General features: G+C 66.9%; 15 protein-coding genes, 1 tRNA gene and 3 pseudogenes. 11 read left to right on the top strand and 8 right to left on the bottom strand.

Translation table 11 applies throughout. The annotated features are described in order from the left end of the window. Window positions 1-566: 566 nt before the first annotated feature. From HHX37_RS09750 to HHX37_RS09735, 4 genes are all read left to right on the top strand, one after another. Window positions 567-2,921, top strand: coding sequence for a DEAD/DEAH box helicase (locus tag HHX37_RS09750; protein ID WP_182885184.1), 2,355 nt, complete (start codon window positions 567-569; stop codon window positions 2,919-2,921). Between the two features lie 268 nt (window positions 2,922-3,189). Further along, window positions 3,190-4,122 (top strand): hypothetical protein, encoded by a 933-nt coding sequence (locus tag HHX37_RS09745; protein WP_182882068.1) that lies wholly within the window; start codon window positions 3,190-3,192, stop codon window positions 4,120-4,122. After that, on the top strand, window positions 4,112-5,068 hold the full coding sequence (locus HHX37_RS09740) for a hypothetical protein (RefSeq protein ID WP_182882067.1): 957 nt from the start codon (window positions 4,112-4,114) through the stop codon (window positions 5,066-5,068). The genes HHX37_RS09745 and HHX37_RS09740 overlap by 11 nt, the downstream gene beginning before the upstream one ends. After that, on the top strand, window positions 5,065-5,781 hold the full coding sequence (locus tag HHX37_RS09735) for a hypothetical protein (protein WP_182882066.1): 717 nt from the start codon (window positions 5,065-5,067) through the stop codon (window positions 5,779-5,781). The genes HHX37_RS09740 and HHX37_RS09735 overlap by 4 nt, the downstream gene beginning before the upstream one ends. Before the next feature lie 225 nt (window positions 5,782-6,006). Here HHX37_RS09735 and HHX37_RS09730 read toward each other — a convergent pair whose 3' ends face one another. The 4 genes from HHX37_RS09730 to HHX37_RS09715 form a co-directional block, all read right to left on the bottom strand. Continuing rightward, window positions 6,007-6,225, bottom strand: coding sequence for a DNA-binding protein (locus tag HHX37_RS09730; RefSeq protein ID WP_182882065.1), 219 nt, complete (start codon window positions 6,223-6,225; stop codon window positions 6,007-6,009). Next, window positions 6,222-7,145 carry an NlpC/P60 family protein gene (locus tag HHX37_RS09725; protein WP_182885183.1) on the bottom strand — a complete coding sequence of 308 codons (924 nt, stop codon included), beginning with the start codon at window positions 7,143-7,145 and terminating at the stop codon, window positions 6,222-6,224. The genes HHX37_RS09730 and HHX37_RS09725 overlap by 4 nt, the downstream gene beginning before the upstream one ends. Before the next feature lie 15 nt (window positions 7,146-7,160). Beyond that, window positions 7,161-7,439: a helix-turn-helix domain-containing protein gene (locus tag HHX37_RS09720; RefSeq protein WP_182885182.1), complete on the bottom strand. Its 279-nt coding sequence runs from the start codon at window positions 7,437-7,439 to the stop codon at window positions 7,161-7,163. A 170-nt stretch (window positions 7,440-7,609) separates the two neighbouring features. Then, window positions 7,610-8,029 carry a hypothetical protein gene (locus HHX37_RS09715; RefSeq protein WP_182885382.1) on the bottom strand — a complete coding sequence of 140 codons (420 nt, stop codon included), beginning with the start codon at window positions 8,027-8,029 and terminating at the stop codon, window positions 7,610-7,612. A 292-nt stretch (window positions 8,030-8,321) separates the two neighbouring features. Here HHX37_RS09715 and HHX37_RS09710 point away from each other — a divergent pair, with 292 nt between their 5' ends. Continuing rightward, entirely contained in the window at window positions 8,322-9,044 is a 723-nt protein-coding gene (locus HHX37_RS09710) for an EcsC family protein (protein ID WP_182885181.1), read from the top strand. Window positions 9,045-9,359: 315 nt separating this feature from the next. On the opposite strand, the pseudogene HHX37_RS09705 reads toward HHX37_RS09710, so the two are convergent. Beyond that, window positions 9,360-10,171, bottom strand: a pseudogene (locus tag HHX37_RS09705) (IS5 family transposase). Between the two features lie 229 nt (window positions 10,172-10,400). On the opposite strand from HHX37_RS09705, the gene HHX37_RS09700 reads away from it, so the two are divergent. Both HHX37_RS09700 and HHX37_RS38145 read left to right on the top strand, forming a co-directional pair. Further along, window positions 10,401-10,652 carry a transposase gene (locus HHX37_RS09700; protein WP_182882062.1) on the top strand — a complete coding sequence of 84 codons (252 nt, stop codon included), beginning with the start codon at window positions 10,401-10,403 and terminating at the stop codon, window positions 10,650-10,652. A gap of 48 nt (window positions 10,653-10,700) precedes the next feature. Further along, window positions 10,701-10,806 (top strand): annotated as a pseudogene (locus tag HHX37_RS38145) (transposase); the annotation flags it as partial. Here HHX37_RS38145 and HHX37_RS09690 read toward each other — a convergent pair. Further along, a pseudogene (locus HHX37_RS09690) lies at window positions 10,807-11,021 on the bottom strand (transposase); the annotation flags it as partial. 543 nt (window positions 11,022-11,564) lie between these two features. On the opposite strand from HHX37_RS09690, the gene HHX37_RS09685 reads away from it, so the two are divergent. Continuing rightward, window positions 11,565-12,740: an IS481 family transposase gene (locus HHX37_RS09685; RefSeq protein WP_182885180.1), complete on the top strand. Its 1,176-nt coding sequence runs from the start codon at window positions 11,565-11,567 to the stop codon at window positions 12,738-12,740. A gap of 36 nt (window positions 12,741-12,776) precedes the next feature. Here HHX37_RS09685 and HHX37_RS09680 read toward each other — a convergent pair. Continuing rightward, window positions 12,777-12,850 (bottom strand) — tRNA-Pro (locus tag HHX37_RS09680). 89 nt (window positions 12,851-12,939) lie between these two features. Here HHX37_RS09680 and HHX37_RS09675 point away from each other — a divergent pair. Further along, complete coding sequence (locus HHX37_RS09675; RefSeq protein ID WP_182885179.1) at window positions 12,940-13,386, top strand: hypothetical protein; 447 nt, start codon at window positions 12,940-12,942, stop codon at window positions 13,384-13,386. 96 nt (window positions 13,387-13,482) lie between these two features. Here the strand turns inward: HHX37_RS09675 and HHX37_RS09670 are convergent, their stop codons facing one another. Then, entirely contained in the window at window positions 13,483-13,824 is a 342-nt protein-coding gene (locus HHX37_RS09670) for a DUF6458 family protein (protein ID WP_111700664.1), read from the bottom strand. Window positions 13,825-13,942: 118 nt separating this feature from the next. Here HHX37_RS09670 and HHX37_RS09665 point away from each other — a divergent pair, with 118 nt between their 5' ends. Together HHX37_RS09665 and HHX37_RS09660 are read left to right on the top strand one after the other, a co-directional pair. Further along, the gene (locus HHX37_RS09665; protein ID WP_220502735.1) at window positions 13,943-14,644 is read left to right on the top strand and encodes a hypothetical protein; all 702 of its coding nucleotides are present in this window, start codon (window positions 13,943-13,945) and stop codon (window positions 14,642-14,644) included. Next, complete coding sequence (locus tag HHX37_RS09660; RefSeq protein ID WP_182885178.1) at window positions 14,641-15,630, top strand: hypothetical protein; 990 nt, start codon at window positions 14,641-14,643, stop codon at window positions 15,628-15,630. The genes HHX37_RS09665 and HHX37_RS09660 overlap by 4 nt, the downstream gene beginning before the upstream one ends. The last annotated feature ends 5 nt before the right edge of the window (window positions 15,631-15,635 follow it).

The raw sequence follows: 15,635 nt of genomic DNA, 5'->3' as shown, positions 1-15,635 counted from the left end.
CTCCCCCGCATTGCCGTTTGCCCGTCTCATGCCCGTGATCGGGGTCGCTGATGGCAGCCGGTCGCGAGCGCAGGCTGATCACCGTCGTTCAGGAAGCGTTGTCCGCCGGTCCGGTGCCCCGGGATGCCCTGCTCACGGCAGTACACGACGCCGGTCTGCGGCGTGTCGACGCTGGCGTGCTGTGGGAGACCTGTATCACCCACGGAATCGCTGATCTTCGCGACGAACTGTGGATCCCCAGAGGATGGGCACCACCCTTCTCAAGTGGCGTAGCCGAAAGGGTGCCATCTCCCGCACAGCCGACGCCCACAAGGACTGTTACGGAACGCTCGATGGAGGAACGGGCGGCTGCCCAAGTCAGGCGACTGGCGGCGGCAGTGGGCCTTCCCGCGGTGGAGCCGACGCCGCCCTTGGGACCCGTACCCGCGCGCTGGGCTGAAGTGGCGGCTGGGGCGTCCCGTGCTTTCCATGACGAGCTACACGCGGTCACGAAGAGCCGGACCCAGACCGACGTGCCGCTGTCTGACGGAACCGAAGCCGGCAGGGCGCGCAGCCGACGGAAGCTGATGCGGTTCGAGGCACAGGGCGATCTGGGCATCCAGGAAGGCACACCGGCCACCCTCATCATGGAGGATGTGCAGGTAGCCGTCGAAGTCATCTCCGTCTTCGGCAACGTCGTTACCCTCTCGATGCCTCCGGATGCCCCTGCGGTGCGGGAGGCGGCCCTGCGGCTCGACCTATCCTGGCTACTCACCGCACAAAGCCGACGGCTGCACGAGCTCACTCATGGTGGACCCGGGTTCAACGCCAAGGCAGCCCTCGCCGTGGTCACACCTCCGAGGGCCAAGGTGTCTCCGTCGCGGGGGAGGCTGGCCTACGCCGATTTGAAAGTTCTCAACGAGGGTCAGCGCAACGCAGTCGAGCTCGCCCTTGCACCGGGAGTCACCTGGTTGTGGGGGCCGCCGGGGACGGGAAAGACGACAACGGTCTCCGCGCTTGTGGCGAAGCTGTTCGAGCGCGGGAAGCGCGTTTTGCTCGCCGCCCCGACGAACGCGGCGCTGGACGTGGCGGTTCAGGCGGTATTGAAGCGTCTGCCGAATGTTGCGGGAGGCCGGGTGGTCCGGCTCGGTCAGCCAGCGGATCCGTCGCTGGTCGACCGCGCGGCCGGCAGGGTTCTCGTGGACGAGATCGCGGCCGAGCGCGGCGCTCCCCTCGCTCAGCACCGCGTGAAGGTGGGTGAGCGACTCCGCGATTGCCGCAAGGGGCTTGTCGCCCTGCGGCGTCGTAAGGACCGGCTCACGCCTAACCAAGAAGCGAGGCGACTCAAGCTGGAGATTGAGATCACCGAACTTGAGGCTGTGAAGCAGGAGCTGGACGACAAGCTGCTCGCAGTACGTCGTCAGGTCTGCCGGGAGGCCACGGTCGTGGCGGCAACGGCCCATCAGGTCGTCCTCGAAACGCTCAAGCACATCACCTTCGATGTAGTCGTTCTCGACGAGGCGAGCATGACCAGCGCCGCTCTGGCCATGCTCGTGGCCGGGATGGGGAGCGGGCACACCGTCATCGCGGGGGACTTCCGCCAGTTGCCGCCGATCGCCGTCGCCGACACCCCACTGGCCCACGAGTGGTTGCGGCGCAGCGTCTTCGAGAAGGCGGGCATCGACACTGCCGTGTCAGCGCGACGTCCGCCTGCCCGTCTGGCCGCCCTGACCGAGCAATACCGCATGCGTCAGCGCATCGGAGACATCGTCAGTGCCGCCTTCTATCCCGAAAGCCCACTCGTCACGGCCTCGAGTGTGGGGATCAGAGCGGCAAGGAGCCGGGCTCCATGGGCGACCGGCCAGCTCGTGGTGGTGGACACATCGGACATGCAGGCGCGGACAGCGCGCAAACAAGGCATCTTCTCGCGTTACAACCTGATGCACGCTCAGCTGGTCGCCGCGCTGGTCGGCAGTGCGACGAACAAGGCCCACGACGTCGCCTTAATCAGCCCGTTCGCCCCCCAGGCCCGCCTGCTGGAGGCTCTCCTTCCCGAATCGCGCTCAGAGGAATGGGCCGCCTCCACCGTTCACCGCTTCCAGGGGGGCGAACGCGACATCGTCGTCTATGACTCGGTCGACACCGGCCACGGCATCACGCGACTGCACCCGTGGTTCACCGAGGGCGGCAGTGGAAGTGAAGGTGCAAGGCTACTCAACGTCGCGGCGAGCCGCGCCCGTGACAATCTGATCGTCATCGGTGCCTTCGACGCGCTCAACCGCCATCGCTCCTCGGGAGATGCGGTGTCGACATTCATCGCGCACCTGCTCGATCGCGCAGAACGTCTGTCGTGGGAGGAAGCCGTCGCCCTTTCTTTCGGCGGCACCCAGCACGTGGAAGGCAGCGTCGTTGAGCGATTGAACGACGACATCACCAGAGCGGGAACGGTCGAGATGTGGCTGCCCGCAGCACCGCTGAGGGCTCTGCCCGCTCTTGTGCCAGCATTGCGACTCCTTCCAGACAACGACGCCGACAAGGAGGCGGTGACCATCTGGGTCGAACCGGAGCCGGACGGCCACTTATCCGTGGCAGGCCTCCAGGCCCTGAGGGAGGGAATCAACATCCGCCCGTGCCAGCCCATCCGGGAATCCCTCGCCGTGATCGGCGATGTCGTCTGGTCCTCGTCCGCATCGCTTCTCGGGCCGAAGCCGGGAGTAGTGCTCCGTACCGAAGACCGCGCGTTCGCCGACGCGGTACGCCGCGCACAACGACGCCGTCCCGGGGCGGCGCCGGGAAGCGGGCAACCGGGCGACGACTGCGGACGTTGCCAGCGAACGCTGATCCGCTACGAGCATGAACGCTGGGGACAGACGGATCTCCGGTACGAATGCGCTGCCTGCGATCGTCCGATCAGGACAGGCAAGGGCAAGTCCTCGGCGTAGGAACTGATGATCTCTGGGAATTTGTCGTCACAGGAGCGAACGCATCCGCAGGGATACGTCACGACCGAAGTCGACGAGCGCCGTAGCGGCATCATCGAGTTCTGGCGCGCCGGTGAACTGTTCACCCCCATAGCAGTCCGGAGATCGATCCGGCCGATCCGCGTGGCCGTGCAGCAAGGCAGCCGCAGGATGACCAGGAATGGTAGGCATTTCACGGCTACTTGTCGGTGCTCCGGTTTATCGTCAGTGCGAGGGTTCAGGAGGGGCAATGGATGATCTCCTCGCAATGTCCAGACGGCAGCTGGATGGATGGGCGTCCGAGTTTGCCCGGAAGCGGGTGCTGCCTGACGAGACACTGCGACTCCGGCCGTCGCTACACCTGGATGAGGCCAATGGTCTGGCGTTGGCAAGAGGCGCTGGACTTGTGGAGGTGCAGGCCGACGGGGCGTTCCGGCTCGCCGGGGCAGCGCCGAACAAGGGGCCTTACAACCTCTTCTCACGCGGGCCGGCCCCGTTACTGAATCGTGAGTACCTGGTCCAGATCGCAGCGTTCGCCGAGATCGTTATCGAGCACCGATGGCCGGCACGACAGGTTGCGTTCGAGTACGACGCGCTCGATCTGGCGGTCCTTGACGACCGCGGACGCCCACTCGTCGTGGCCGAGACCAAGCGCGATACCAAGTCACTAGAGGTGATGCTCGCCGCAATCGGCAGCGCTTCCCTCGACCAGGTCACCAATCCGGCAACCACAATACATAGGAAAATCGCGGCCCTCGCGAGATACGGCCCTGTAGTGTTCTGGGCGGTAGCACCAGGCGTACGACGCACCTTCGACGTCGAGATCGACCCTACGGGCATGCCGCGACTGCGCACTCGCGACGCCCTGCCGAGAGGGCCATTAGCGGAGCTAGACTGCCGGATCTGCGGTTCCGAAGAAGACGTTCGTGGCCACTCGCTGCCTGGTGGACGCATCGGCCTGGTGTGCACCTCCTGCGATCACCACTGGTCGCGGACGCCCCGCACTGCCTGCCGACGGTGCGGATCCGCGGACGTCGAGGTGGGCGCCTACCAGGGATGGGCCTACGACGAACCTGAGGCCGCCGCTGACGACACGATGGCGTCATGGCACTACGTCGACTGGGACGTGTACCGCTGCCAAAAATGCCACCACGTTTGGCAGGTGGGCCGCCGTGCCGACTGAAGGCGGTCGGGCTGACTGGGCCAACCTCACCGCATTCCTATCCGCCCGTCCCGAAGACCAGGTGACCCTGTCGTGGAGCGAGCTGATCCGGATCGTCGGAACGATCCCCGCCTCCGCGACCCGCCACCACCCGCAGTGGTGGCACGGCGACTGTTCCCACGTCCGCGCATGGCGCGCCGCCGGCTACACCCTCGAATGGGTGAAACCAGGACGAACAGTCAGCTTCCGCCGCAGCAGCCCGACCACGCCTTACGAACCCATCCCGACACGACAGCCAGCGGCACCGACCGCGACAGCCACGTCGCCCGGCAGCGACGTACGAGCGCTGCAACAGATCGACCCCCGCAGCACGCTGCTGGTGATCCCCTGCTCGAAACGCAAGCGTGACGGCGGCCAGCCTTGGACCGAAGGTGCACCGCGGTGGCCCGCTGCACTCCTGTCAGCCCGCGCACGCAACCAGGAGGCGGCGCGGCTGGACGAACGCCATGCACTGCCTGCCTGGCGTCGCTACATCGGAGAGTTCTACACGGCCGCCCAGGACCCTCTCACATGTGCCGTGATCGAAAAGGCGCCGCTGCTCATCCTGAGCGGCGGATATGGCCTGGTACGCGGCGACGAACCCATAGGCACATACAACAAGATCATGAATCTGGCCGATTGGCCGCGTGGCCTACTGGAAGACCTCCTGATCGCGGAGGCCCGCAACGCCGGTGTGCCCTACGTCGTGGCCTTCGCCGCGGCAAGTACTGACTACGCCCGACTGATCCGACGCGTGCCCTGGCGGCGTGCCAGCCTGAGCGCGCTGCTAGTCACCGTCACAGGCGTGGCCGGCGGAGGGGCCATGCGGGAAACGCCTCGTCGACTCGGCCACGCGTTCGCCTGCTATTGGACGAAACAGGCCGCCGAGCAGTACCCCGTCGGTATCACCGTGGAGCATGTGACATGACCGACGTCACAGCACGACGACAAGACACCGACCGGTTCTATGCCTTGCTCGACGAGCTGGCCGAACGCGTCGGTGGGCCACGCCGCCTCTATCAGTGTTCCGCGGCCAGCGGATGGCCACCGCACGGCGTCTATTTCTTCTTCCAGGACGGCGAAACTCGCGCCGACGGGGCCCGGCCCCGCGTCGTGAGAGTTGGCACTCATGCGCTGACCCCCACTTCACGCACAACTCTGTGGACCCGGCTCGCTCAACATCGTGGCCAGATCAGCGGAACCAACCCCGGCGGCGGCAACCAGCGCGGCTCGATATTCCGTCGCCACGTCGGCTACGCGCTCCTCGCTAGCGGCGACTGGCCCTCGGAGATAGCGCAATCCTGGCCGAAGACCCACGTCACCGCCCGGCAGCGACAAGCCGAAAGTCCACTCGAGCTCGCGGTGACGGCACTCATTGCCGCCATGCCGCTGCTCTGGCTGGACGTACCGGACCGCGACATACGCCGCAAGATCGAAGCGAACTCGATCGCGCTTCTTTCCCGACGTATCGGAGGTATCGACCCTCCCTCCCCCACATGGCTGGGCCTACACGCCGCCAACGATAAAGTACGCAGCTCCGGCCTCTGGAACAGCAACCACGTGGACGACGAATACGACCCGGCTTTCCTCGACGACATGGACGTCTGCGTCACCTCGCATCGGCAATCATCACTGCCGTGAGCCAACGACCATGTAGCAATCTGGGGCGAGCGTGTACTGATAGGCGGGCATGTGAGCCGTAGGTGGGCGGACGAGCCCGACGAACCGAGGCTGCAAAAATCGGTGGAACGCGCCGAAAGCGGACCCCGGCCACGCATCCGAGCGGACGGTTCGTCCCTGGCCCGGCTTCACTTCCTACGCTGGTGGCCACACACTGCGGAACACCAGGCTTCGCAGCCCCTGCACCTACTGCGCTGCTATCGGCAGATCAATCCCGAGAAGTTTCAGCAGCTCAGCGGTTGGTACGAGGTAGGCGACGCCGACGCGGATGATGCGGCAGGGGAACTCTCCCTTCTTGGCCAGCTCGTACGCCTTGGTTCGCCCCAGGCTGAGAGCCCGGGCGGCGGTGAGCAGGTCGACCGTGGCTGGCAGTTGCTGCAGCTCGGCCAGGGTGAGGCCCTTCATTTCTTCTCCATCAAGCTTGCCGGCTGGGTGAACCCGACCACGTCAGAACGAGCCGAATAGGACGCGTAGCGCACGACGTCTCCGGTGTGTGGCGCGTGAATCATCTGGCCGGGAGCGACGACGATCCCGACGTGCCCGGGCCCGCCGGCTCCCGGGTGCATGAAGACCAGGTCGCCTGGCTGCTCCTGGCCGCGAGTGACAGCGGGCCCCTGGCGCCACTGGTCGGCGGCGACGCGCGGCAGCAGGATCCCCGCGTACTGATAGGCGCGCATGGTCAGCCCCGAGCAGTCGAACGCGCCGGGCCCCTCGGCTCCCCACGCGTACGGCTTGCCAAGCTGCATCCGCGCGTAGGCGAGGACACGGCCGGCCACGGCAGTCGGCGCCGAGGGAAGCGCGCACAGCTCCTCCCCCACGCCAGCCGAGCCCGAAGAGTAACCGCGGGCGAAGTCGAGGACCCGGCGGACGTACCAGTCGGCGTGGTTGTAGCGCCAAATGGCCCGGTACATGTCCGCCGGCGCTCCGCTCGCCTTCAGGTACTTCGCCGTCGACGGGATCGCGTCGGCCGGGTCGTAGACGTCGGTCCGCCCGTCGCCGTTCCCGTCTACGCCGTACGCCGCCCAGGTCATACCAAGGGACTGCATGGGCCCCATAGCGCCAGCGCGGTTCGCACCATCCCGGATCCCGACACCGGTACCGCGCCCGTGGTCGCTTTCGGCCTTGCCGATCCCCGCGAGCACCTGCCAGGGGACGCCATACTTCTGCCCGGCCTGCTGATACGGCCGTAGGTAGTTCGGCGGGATGTCACCGTCCTGCCCCTGACCGCAACCGGCGGAGCCGCTCAAGGCGGTGAACGCCAGGATCAGCCCAAGCGGCATCGCGATGAGCAGACCGGCGGCCGCCACGAGCAGCCGCACGGTCATCGAGACCGGCCGGTGTCACGACTCCCGCGCAGCTCGGTCCCGAGCCTGCTGCGTGGCCAGCCGTCCGGCGCCCGGCCTGCTCTCCTCATTTCCACTGCCCCCTGCTATGGGATGGGGCTGTCGAAGCACGTCGAGGACCGCGTTCCACGAGTAGCGGTAGTCCTTGCCGGTCCGCAGCGCCGGGATCTGGCCGGCGCTGGCCATGCGGCGGACGGTCTGGGCCGACAGCCCGAGCTTGGCGGCCAGCTCCTTGGTGGTCAGCACGTCCGGGTCACGGCCAAGCGGATCGGTCATGGTCACTCCTCGTGGTCAGCGGTCACCGTTCAGTTTCCCCCACGCGACTGCGACAGCACGTCTTATGAATACCTGAAGACGGATGCAGCGGTTTGAGACTGCTTGCGCTCTGGAATACCCACGGATCGTGACAGTCACGCTACCAATCGCGACAATCCATCCACCCCACGTCAGCAAAGGGAGGGCAATCTATGCTGGTCAGCGCAGTTGCCGACATGCTTCAGGCGGGGCCGGTGCTGAATCCGGCGCCGGTCGCACTGCCGGGCCTGGGAGGGCCGATCACGACCATCCTCGGCTGGGGCAAGTGGGGCGTCATCGTCGCGGGCGTTGCCGGCCTGCTGATCTGCGGCGCGCAGATGGCGATCGGCCGCAAGAACCGCTCCTCCTTCGCCGCCGACGGCGCGTCCGGCATCCCCTGGGTGCTCGGCGGGCGTCGAGGTGGAGACGATGACACAATCCCGGGCTTGCGCGAACGCCTCCTCCGAGCGTCTTCGCTCGTCGGTGGACAGGGATGCGTGCGAAAGGAACACGGTGGCGAGAAACGCCTGGTCTTCCGCGATTCCAAGCAGCTTGTCGAGGAGCTGGGGCACGCCCTCCGTGGTCCGGGCATCGACTCCTTGAGCCGATCAATGCAGCGCTCAGCGGTGTTGCGTTCGTACAGGTCCCAGTTGCGGCTGACCGCGCAGCCAGCGCGATTCAGGCATGCAAGTCAACCAAAGGGACTCCACGAAAGCCGGTACGTACTAGAGCCTCCACCGAAGCCGGGACCGCTTTACTCAGCGGATCCGTTCTTGATTCGATCTGTCAACCCGCGTGCTGGTTTGAGCGTCCTGAGTCACGCTAAGCATTCCCAGCACCCCCAGAATCTCCAGGCGGCAGTAGATGAGCGAGCATCAAACCGACCCGTTATCCGATGCGGAGCACTCCACCGAGTCGGCTACGGCCGATCCCACGCCACTTGAGCGCCTCGGCAGCAAGGCCAAGGAGGTCATCGACAAGATCCTCAACGTCGGCGTCGACGGTGGGGGCCCGTGGAAGGGATCCATCCAGGTCGCGGAGGAACACCTCACGAAGCACGGCGACGTCGAGAAGGCCATCCAGCGCCTTATCGCGACGCACGTTCGCATCACCTCTAGCACCGGATTTCTGACCGGTCTCGGCGGGCTGATCACTCTGCCCGTCACGATGCCCGCCGACCTCACAGCGCTGTGGCTCACCCAGGCGCGCCTATCCGGCGCGATCGCGCACCTGCGCGGGTATGACCTCCGCTCCGAAGAGGTGCGCTCCGTCGTCCTCATCTCGCTGATCGGGTCCTCAGCAGCCGAGGCTCTGTCGCAGGCGGGCGTCCAGATCGGCACGAAGTCCGCCATCAGCGCCATCAAGCAGGTTCCCGGCCGCGTTCTCATCCAGATCAACAAGACGGTCGGCTTCCGACTGATCACCAAGGCAGGCACCAAGGGCATCGTGAACTTGACCAAACTGGCACCCGTCGTGGGCGGGGTGATCGGCGGTGGCATCAACTTCACCAGCACCCGCGCGGTCGGTGCGTGGGCGAAGAAGAACTTCCCGGCCACGGACGACGGCAGCCACAGGCGCACTCACTGATCCTAACAGACTACAAAAACGCGCATGAGCCAGGGATCGGGCACGCGACTAACATTACACTCAACGCAACTTGACCGACGCCTTCTATGAGCACGGCGTTCTCTTTCCTACTCCGCCGATGACTTGTCGTTGGTGGAGTAGGAAAGAGAAGTCCTTTGTCCTGCGTGCCCTGGGTAATCCGCCACCCGCAATGTCGACGTGCTTACATCGCGATTGCGCTCCAGCGAGTTGTGGATCAGGGATGACAGGGGTCCAGCTGGCCATCTCCGACGCCTGTCGGTTCCGGTTGAAGACTGGTTCTGGCACTAAGACCTCCTAACGCAATGAGCTGAGGCGACGCCAGCAGATGAGGGCGCAGCCGATGCTAAGGAAGGCGCGGTGGATGTCCTCGCGTACTTCCCAGCGGATGCGCAGTCTGCGGAAGCTGTGCAGCAGTGCGGGCTTGCTCGACGAGCCAGCGCTGTTTGCCCAGGCCGGAGCCGTGCTCGGTGCTGCGTCGGGCGATCTGCGGGCGCACGCCCAGTGCCCGGACGAGCCTGCGGTACTTGTCGTGGTCGTAGCCGCGGTCACCGAGGACGACGTCAGGGCGTCGGCGGGGCCGACCGCGCTTGCCGCATACGGGCGGGATGGCCTCCAGCAGCGGCACGAGCTGGGTGACGTCGTTGCGGTTGCCGCCGGTCAGGGTGAACGCCAAGGGAATGCCGGTGGCGTCGGTGATCAGGTGGTGCTTGCTGCCCAGACGGCCTCGATCGACCGGGCTCGGGCCGGTCTGCGCCCCCCTTTTAGCGCTCTGAGTGGGAGGAGTCCACGACAGCGTGGGAGAAGTCGAGTGCGTCAGCAGCACGGAGGCGATCGAGCAGGACCTCGTGCAGGCGCTGCCACACCCCCGCACGTTGCCACTCGGCCAGACGCCGCCAGCAGGTCATGCCCGAGCCGTAGCCCAGTTCCTGCGGCAGGTGCTCCCAGGCGATCCCGGTGTGCAGGCCGAACAAGATGCCCTGCAGCACCTGGCGATCATCCAGCCGCTTACGGCCCGGATAGCGGGTCCGGCGCTGATGCTTCGGCAGCAACGGCTCGATGACCGCCCATAACTCGTCGCCGACCTCCCACGGCTTCAGCCGCGCCACCTGCCACTCCTCTCGCCCGGCTACAGCGAGAGATCAAACCACAACGGAGATCATTCTGTTAGGAGGTCTAAGACCACCATCGCCCTGCCGCCGCCATCCCCGCCTACCGTCCGCCAGGCCACCAGCTGGTTCCTCCGCCACCCCGACAGCCTCGACGCCGACGAACACCAGCACCTGCAGGCCTTAAGCCCTGGCCGCGCTCGGCGAGCACGTCCGCGCCTTCGCCAAGATGATGGCCCACCTCACCGGCGACGGGCTGGAACAGTGGATGAAGCGAGTTCAGGCCGACGACCTGCCGGAACTGCACTCCTTCATCACGGGGCTACGGCGCGACTTCGACGCCGCCAAAGCCGGCCTGACCCTGCCCCACAGTTCAGGCAAGGTCGAAGGCAACGTCAACCGCATCAAGATGCTCAAGCGGCAGATGTTCGGCCGAGACAACCCCGACCTCCTGCGCAAACGCATCCTCCTCACCGGCTGAGACGGGTCAACGCAGGAAGTCAGTGCCAGAGCCACGATCGAGCCGGAATTGACCGACGCCCACGCCGGCCTGGTTGGCTGCGTTGCGGGCGGTCTTCCTCGGCACCTCCTGGCAGCGCTGCCGCGTCCAATTCATGCGCAACGTACTGGCCCGCGGGGAAGGTGATGTGAGATAGCGGCCGGTCGCGGAAGGCGACCACTTCGCTGTCCAGTCGGCGCAGATGCGCCAGACCTCGCTTTTGGAGATCCCGGTCTCGGCGCCGAGTGCTTTGACCAGGTCATCGACTCTGCGGGCAGACACCCCGTGCAGGTAGGCCTCCATGACCACGGCGAACAGCGCCTGGTCGATGCGGCGGCGGCGTTCAGCGCTTGGCGGATGACGTCGGCGGCGTCGGCGGCTTTCAAAGGCTCCAGCAGGTTGAGCAGGGCAGACTGGTTCAGAGCCATCGTGTGGTGTCCTCCGCGAGAACCTTTGGTCGGGAACTCGCTGACCGTCACACGATGGCTCGCCCCATGTCTGGGGCTTGCATCAACAGCTTGGAGTTACACCACCCGAGGGGACGTCACCCATGGGAACGGGCGGGTTGGCATGTGAGTGCATCTTCCGCGTTGGCGTGGATGGGCGAGTCAGCAGTGTGGATCTAATCCGCATTTGGACACGACATCTGTCACCGGGCAGCACGGTACGGGAGCGGGACTCTCGATGACACCTGGGTGACCTAACACAGAAAAGCCACAATCCCCGATCTTGGGAACTGTGGCTCTGACCTGCTAAAGCTCTGTCGGGACGGCGGTGTTCTGGTTCAGGACATAGGAAACGGGTGTCTCGAGACATAGGAAACCCCGCCGGAGCATGTGTCCAGAGATAGGAAACACGGAGAGTTAGGACCTACGGGCGGTCGACAGTCGGCCCGTGTCGAAGGCCAGACTCATCATCACGGCGGTCGACGTCGAGGGCCGCTCACAGGCAGACGTCACCCGCTCCTACGGCGTCTCCAAAGGCTGGATCTCCAAGCTCGTTGCCCGATACCGACAGCAGGGCGAGGACGCCTTCGAGCCCCGATCCAGACGACCCAAAACCTCACCGACCGCGATCGACGCCGCCATCGTCGAACTGATCGTCGGCCTCCGCAAGGAAGTGTCCGGTCAGGGCCTGCACGCCGGGCCGGACATCATCGCCTGGCACCTACAACATCATCACCAGGTCACCGTGTCCCGGGCGACGATCAGCCGCTACCTGATGCGGGCCGGCCTGGTCACCCCCGAGCCGAACAAACGGCCACGATCCTCCTACATCCGCTTCCAAGCCGAGCAGCCAAACGAGACCTGGCAGGCCGACTTCACCCACTACCGGCTCACCGACGGCACCGACGCCGAGATCCTCACCTGGCTGGACGACCACTCCCGCTACGCCCTGTCGGTGACGGCCTGGCCCCGCGTCACCGGCCCGATCGTTCGCGACACCTTCCGCCACGCGGTGGCCGCCCACGGCGTGCCCGCCTCCACACTGACCGACAACAGCATGGTGTTCACCACCCGCCTGGCCGGCGGCCGCGGCGGCCGCAACGCCTTCGAACACGAACTACGCCGCCTGCACGTGACACAGAAGAACTCCACCCCCAACCACCCCACCACCTGCGGAAAAGTCGAACGGTTCCAGCAGACGATGAAGAAATGGCTGCGCGCGCAGCCCGACACCATCACCGACTTACAGACCCTCCTCGACTGCTTCGTCGACGCCTACAACCACCACCGCCCCCACCGCTCCCTGCCCCACCGGGCCACCCCCGTCGCGGCCTACAACAACCGGCCCAAGGCCCAACCAGCCAGCAGCCGCGCCAGCGACACCCACACCCGGGTCCGACACGACCGCGTCGACCACAGCAGCATCGTCACCCTGCGGATCGGCGGCCGCCTCCACCACATCGGCATCGGACGAACCCACACCCGAACCCACGTCATCCTTCTCGTCGACGATCTCCACGTCCGGGTGGTCGCCGCCACCACCGGAGAACTTCTCCGCGAGCTGACCATCGACCCCACCCGCGACTACCAACCCCAGTACACAAAGAAACCCCCGAACCCGTAGGTTCGAGGGTTTCCGATGTCTTGCGACATCACACTGTCGGGACGGCGGGATTTGAACCCACGACCCCTTGACCCCCAGTCAAGTGCGCTGCCAAACTGCGCTACGTCCCGTGGCCCGGTCACCCGGGCACATGCAAACCTTAGCGCAGTTTCCGGCTGTGTGCGTACATGACCGGCCGGGTGCGCCTAGGCTGGTGATCATGGGGAGGAAGACGCGCATCGACCAGGAGGAGCTCGCACGGCTGGCCGCTGAGGGATGGACGAACGCACGCCTCGCCGACCACTTCGGCGTGACGGAGTCGGGCATCCTGCAGGCGAAGCGGGCAGCGGGGCTGTCGAAGCGCATGACGGACCATAGCCGCGCTCTACCGTGGACGCTCCGGCGTGAGCACAGCCAGAGCGGCCCCGCCACCAACCTGCGCAATCTTTCGGCTGTGGCCCAGGGCCGCCATATCCCAGCGGACAAGCTCAACACCGCCGTACGGTGGGCCAGCCGGCTGGTCGGCAACGGACTCGACATCGCCTACGACCCCGAGCGGGGCTTCCACGAGGTGCCCGCCGGAGCCGACTCCCACATCGCCCGGGTTCTCGCCGAGGCCCGCCGCGCCACCGAGCAGGCCCAGGAAGCGTCGGGCCAGACCCGCTGAGCGATCGGCCGGGCCCGGGAGGCGGGGACCAGGCCGGCAAGGGACCGTGACATCCGTGCGTCCATGCACGCGTCCCGACAGGTCCTCGAGTACGGCTCACACGCCGTCGCGCGGAAGGGGTGTGGTCTCCTCGCGCACGTGTACGCGGCGCTCCCCCGGGTGGACGGTGCTGTGCGTCTCGGTCTCGCGCACGTGGGTGGTGTGCGGCTCGGCGGCCGGATCCACGGTGTACATCGTGTCCGGCTCGATGGTCTCCACCGTCTCCTCGGCCACCCGCGGCCGGCGGGTGTAGCGACTGGTGAGCACCATTCCGGCGATGCCCACGAGCATGAGAATCCACCCGATCATCTGCAGGTCGATTCCAGGAACGTCCCATTTGACGGCGAACGCGAGAACCGCGCCGACCGCGATGAAGGCGAGACTGGCCCCGAAGCCCATGGCAACCTCCTCTGCTGGTCAACGGCCCTTTACCCGCAGAATCCGCGATTACGCAATGCGTGAAGCGCGTATTCCCGGGCAGTGCGGATGAACAACGCACTCACCCCTGGAGGCAGATATGACCGCCGTAGCATGGGTGGCCGTCGCGATCGTCGCCGTGCTGGTGATCCTGGCAGTCGGCTACCTGGTGTCCGCGCGCAACCGCCGGCGCCACCTGCAGGACCGCTTCGGCCCCGAGTACGACCGGGCCGTACGGGAGAGCGACAGCCGCAAGGAGGCCGAGCAGGAGCTGCGCGCCCGCGAGGAGCGCCACGCCGAGCTGGACATCCGCCCGCTCGACCCGCAGACCCGGAACGAGTACTCGCGGAAGTGGACCGACGTGCAGGAGCACTTCGTCGACGCTCCCGGGTTCGCCGTGACCGAGGCGGACGCCCTGGTCACCGCGGTCATGGCCGAGCGCGGCTACCCCACCGACGACTTCGAGCAGCGGCTGAGCGACCTGTCGGTGGCCCACGCGACCACGCTGGACCACTACCGCAACGCTCACGAGATCAGCAGCCGGGCCGCCCGCCAGGACGCCACCACCGAAGAGCTTCGTCAGGCGATGGTCCACTACCGGGCGCTCTTCCAGGAGCTTCTCGGCGACGGCGCCGACGCCCCTGTCAACGGCCGCGCGAACGGCCGCATCGACACCCGTGTGAACGGCCACGGGGACGACGCCGCGGGGAACGACACCGCCCGCACGACCGACGAGTACGACGACTACGACGGCGTCCGGGTGAACGGCCGCCGGACCGACGTGCGGAATGCGGGGCGATGACCATGCGGACGAACCGGTACGACCAGCGCGACGAAGTCACCGAGCAGCGCGACGAGATCACCGAGCAGCCGACTCCCGAGACCCCCGAGCCCCTGGAGGAGGAGGCCCGCCGCGAGCGGGCTCTCGATGACGCCAGGCGGGACGAGCACGAGGGTCCCGGCCCGGTCTACGCGCCCAGCGACGCCTACGTCGCCGGCTACCGGGACGGCTCGGTCCAGGACACCACCGACGACGCCGCGTACGGCGACGGCACGGTGCGGGACACCGTCGACGACCCTGACTACGCGAACCATGCGGACAGGGACGAAGCGGACCGCGCCGACGACCGCTACCGGGACGCGCACGGCCGGGCGGGCGACGACGTCCTCACGTCGTCCGACGAGTCGCTCCGTGACTCGCACCACGACTCGCACCGTGACTCACACCGTGACTCGCGCCGGGACGGCGTCGAGGGCGACGTCCTCGTCGCGGGCACCCCGGCCGGGTACGAGCCCGCCGACGGCGACCACACGGCCGGAGCCCACGAAGACCGGCGGAGTCACGACGACGTGGACCACGGCGTCACCGGCGACGTGACCACCCCCGGCGCGGACCGGGACGCCCTGACGCCCACGGGCACCGCCGCCGACGGGCCGGTGGCCTACCCCACCGGCACCACCTCGGACGGCACCACCCCGGACACCGCCGGAACCCTCGACGGCCCGGTGGCCTACCCCGCCGCGACCACGAACGCCTCCGGCACGGCGGCCGTTCTGGACGACGCGCTGGAAGGCCGGTGGCGTGAGATCAAGTCGGGGTTCGTCGACGATCCCCGTCAGTCGGTCGAGCAGGCGGACGCGCTGGTGGAGGAGGCCCTGTCGGCCTTCACCTCCCGTCGTGAGGCACTGCTCGGCCAGTGGAAGGACAACGAGCGGGGCGACACCGAGGCGCTGCGCCTGGCCCTGCACGAGTACCGCACGTTACTTGCCCAGTTGACCCGGAAGTGAGGTAA

The organism is Microbispora sp. H10885, from assembly GCF_014161415.1.
Lineage (GTDB): Bacteria > Actinomycetota > Actinomycetes > Streptosporangiales > Streptosporangiaceae > Microbispora > Microbispora triticiradicis.
The sequence above is the reverse complement of the archived record's forward strand: the minus strand, read 5'-3'. Positions and strand labels throughout refer to the sequence as shown.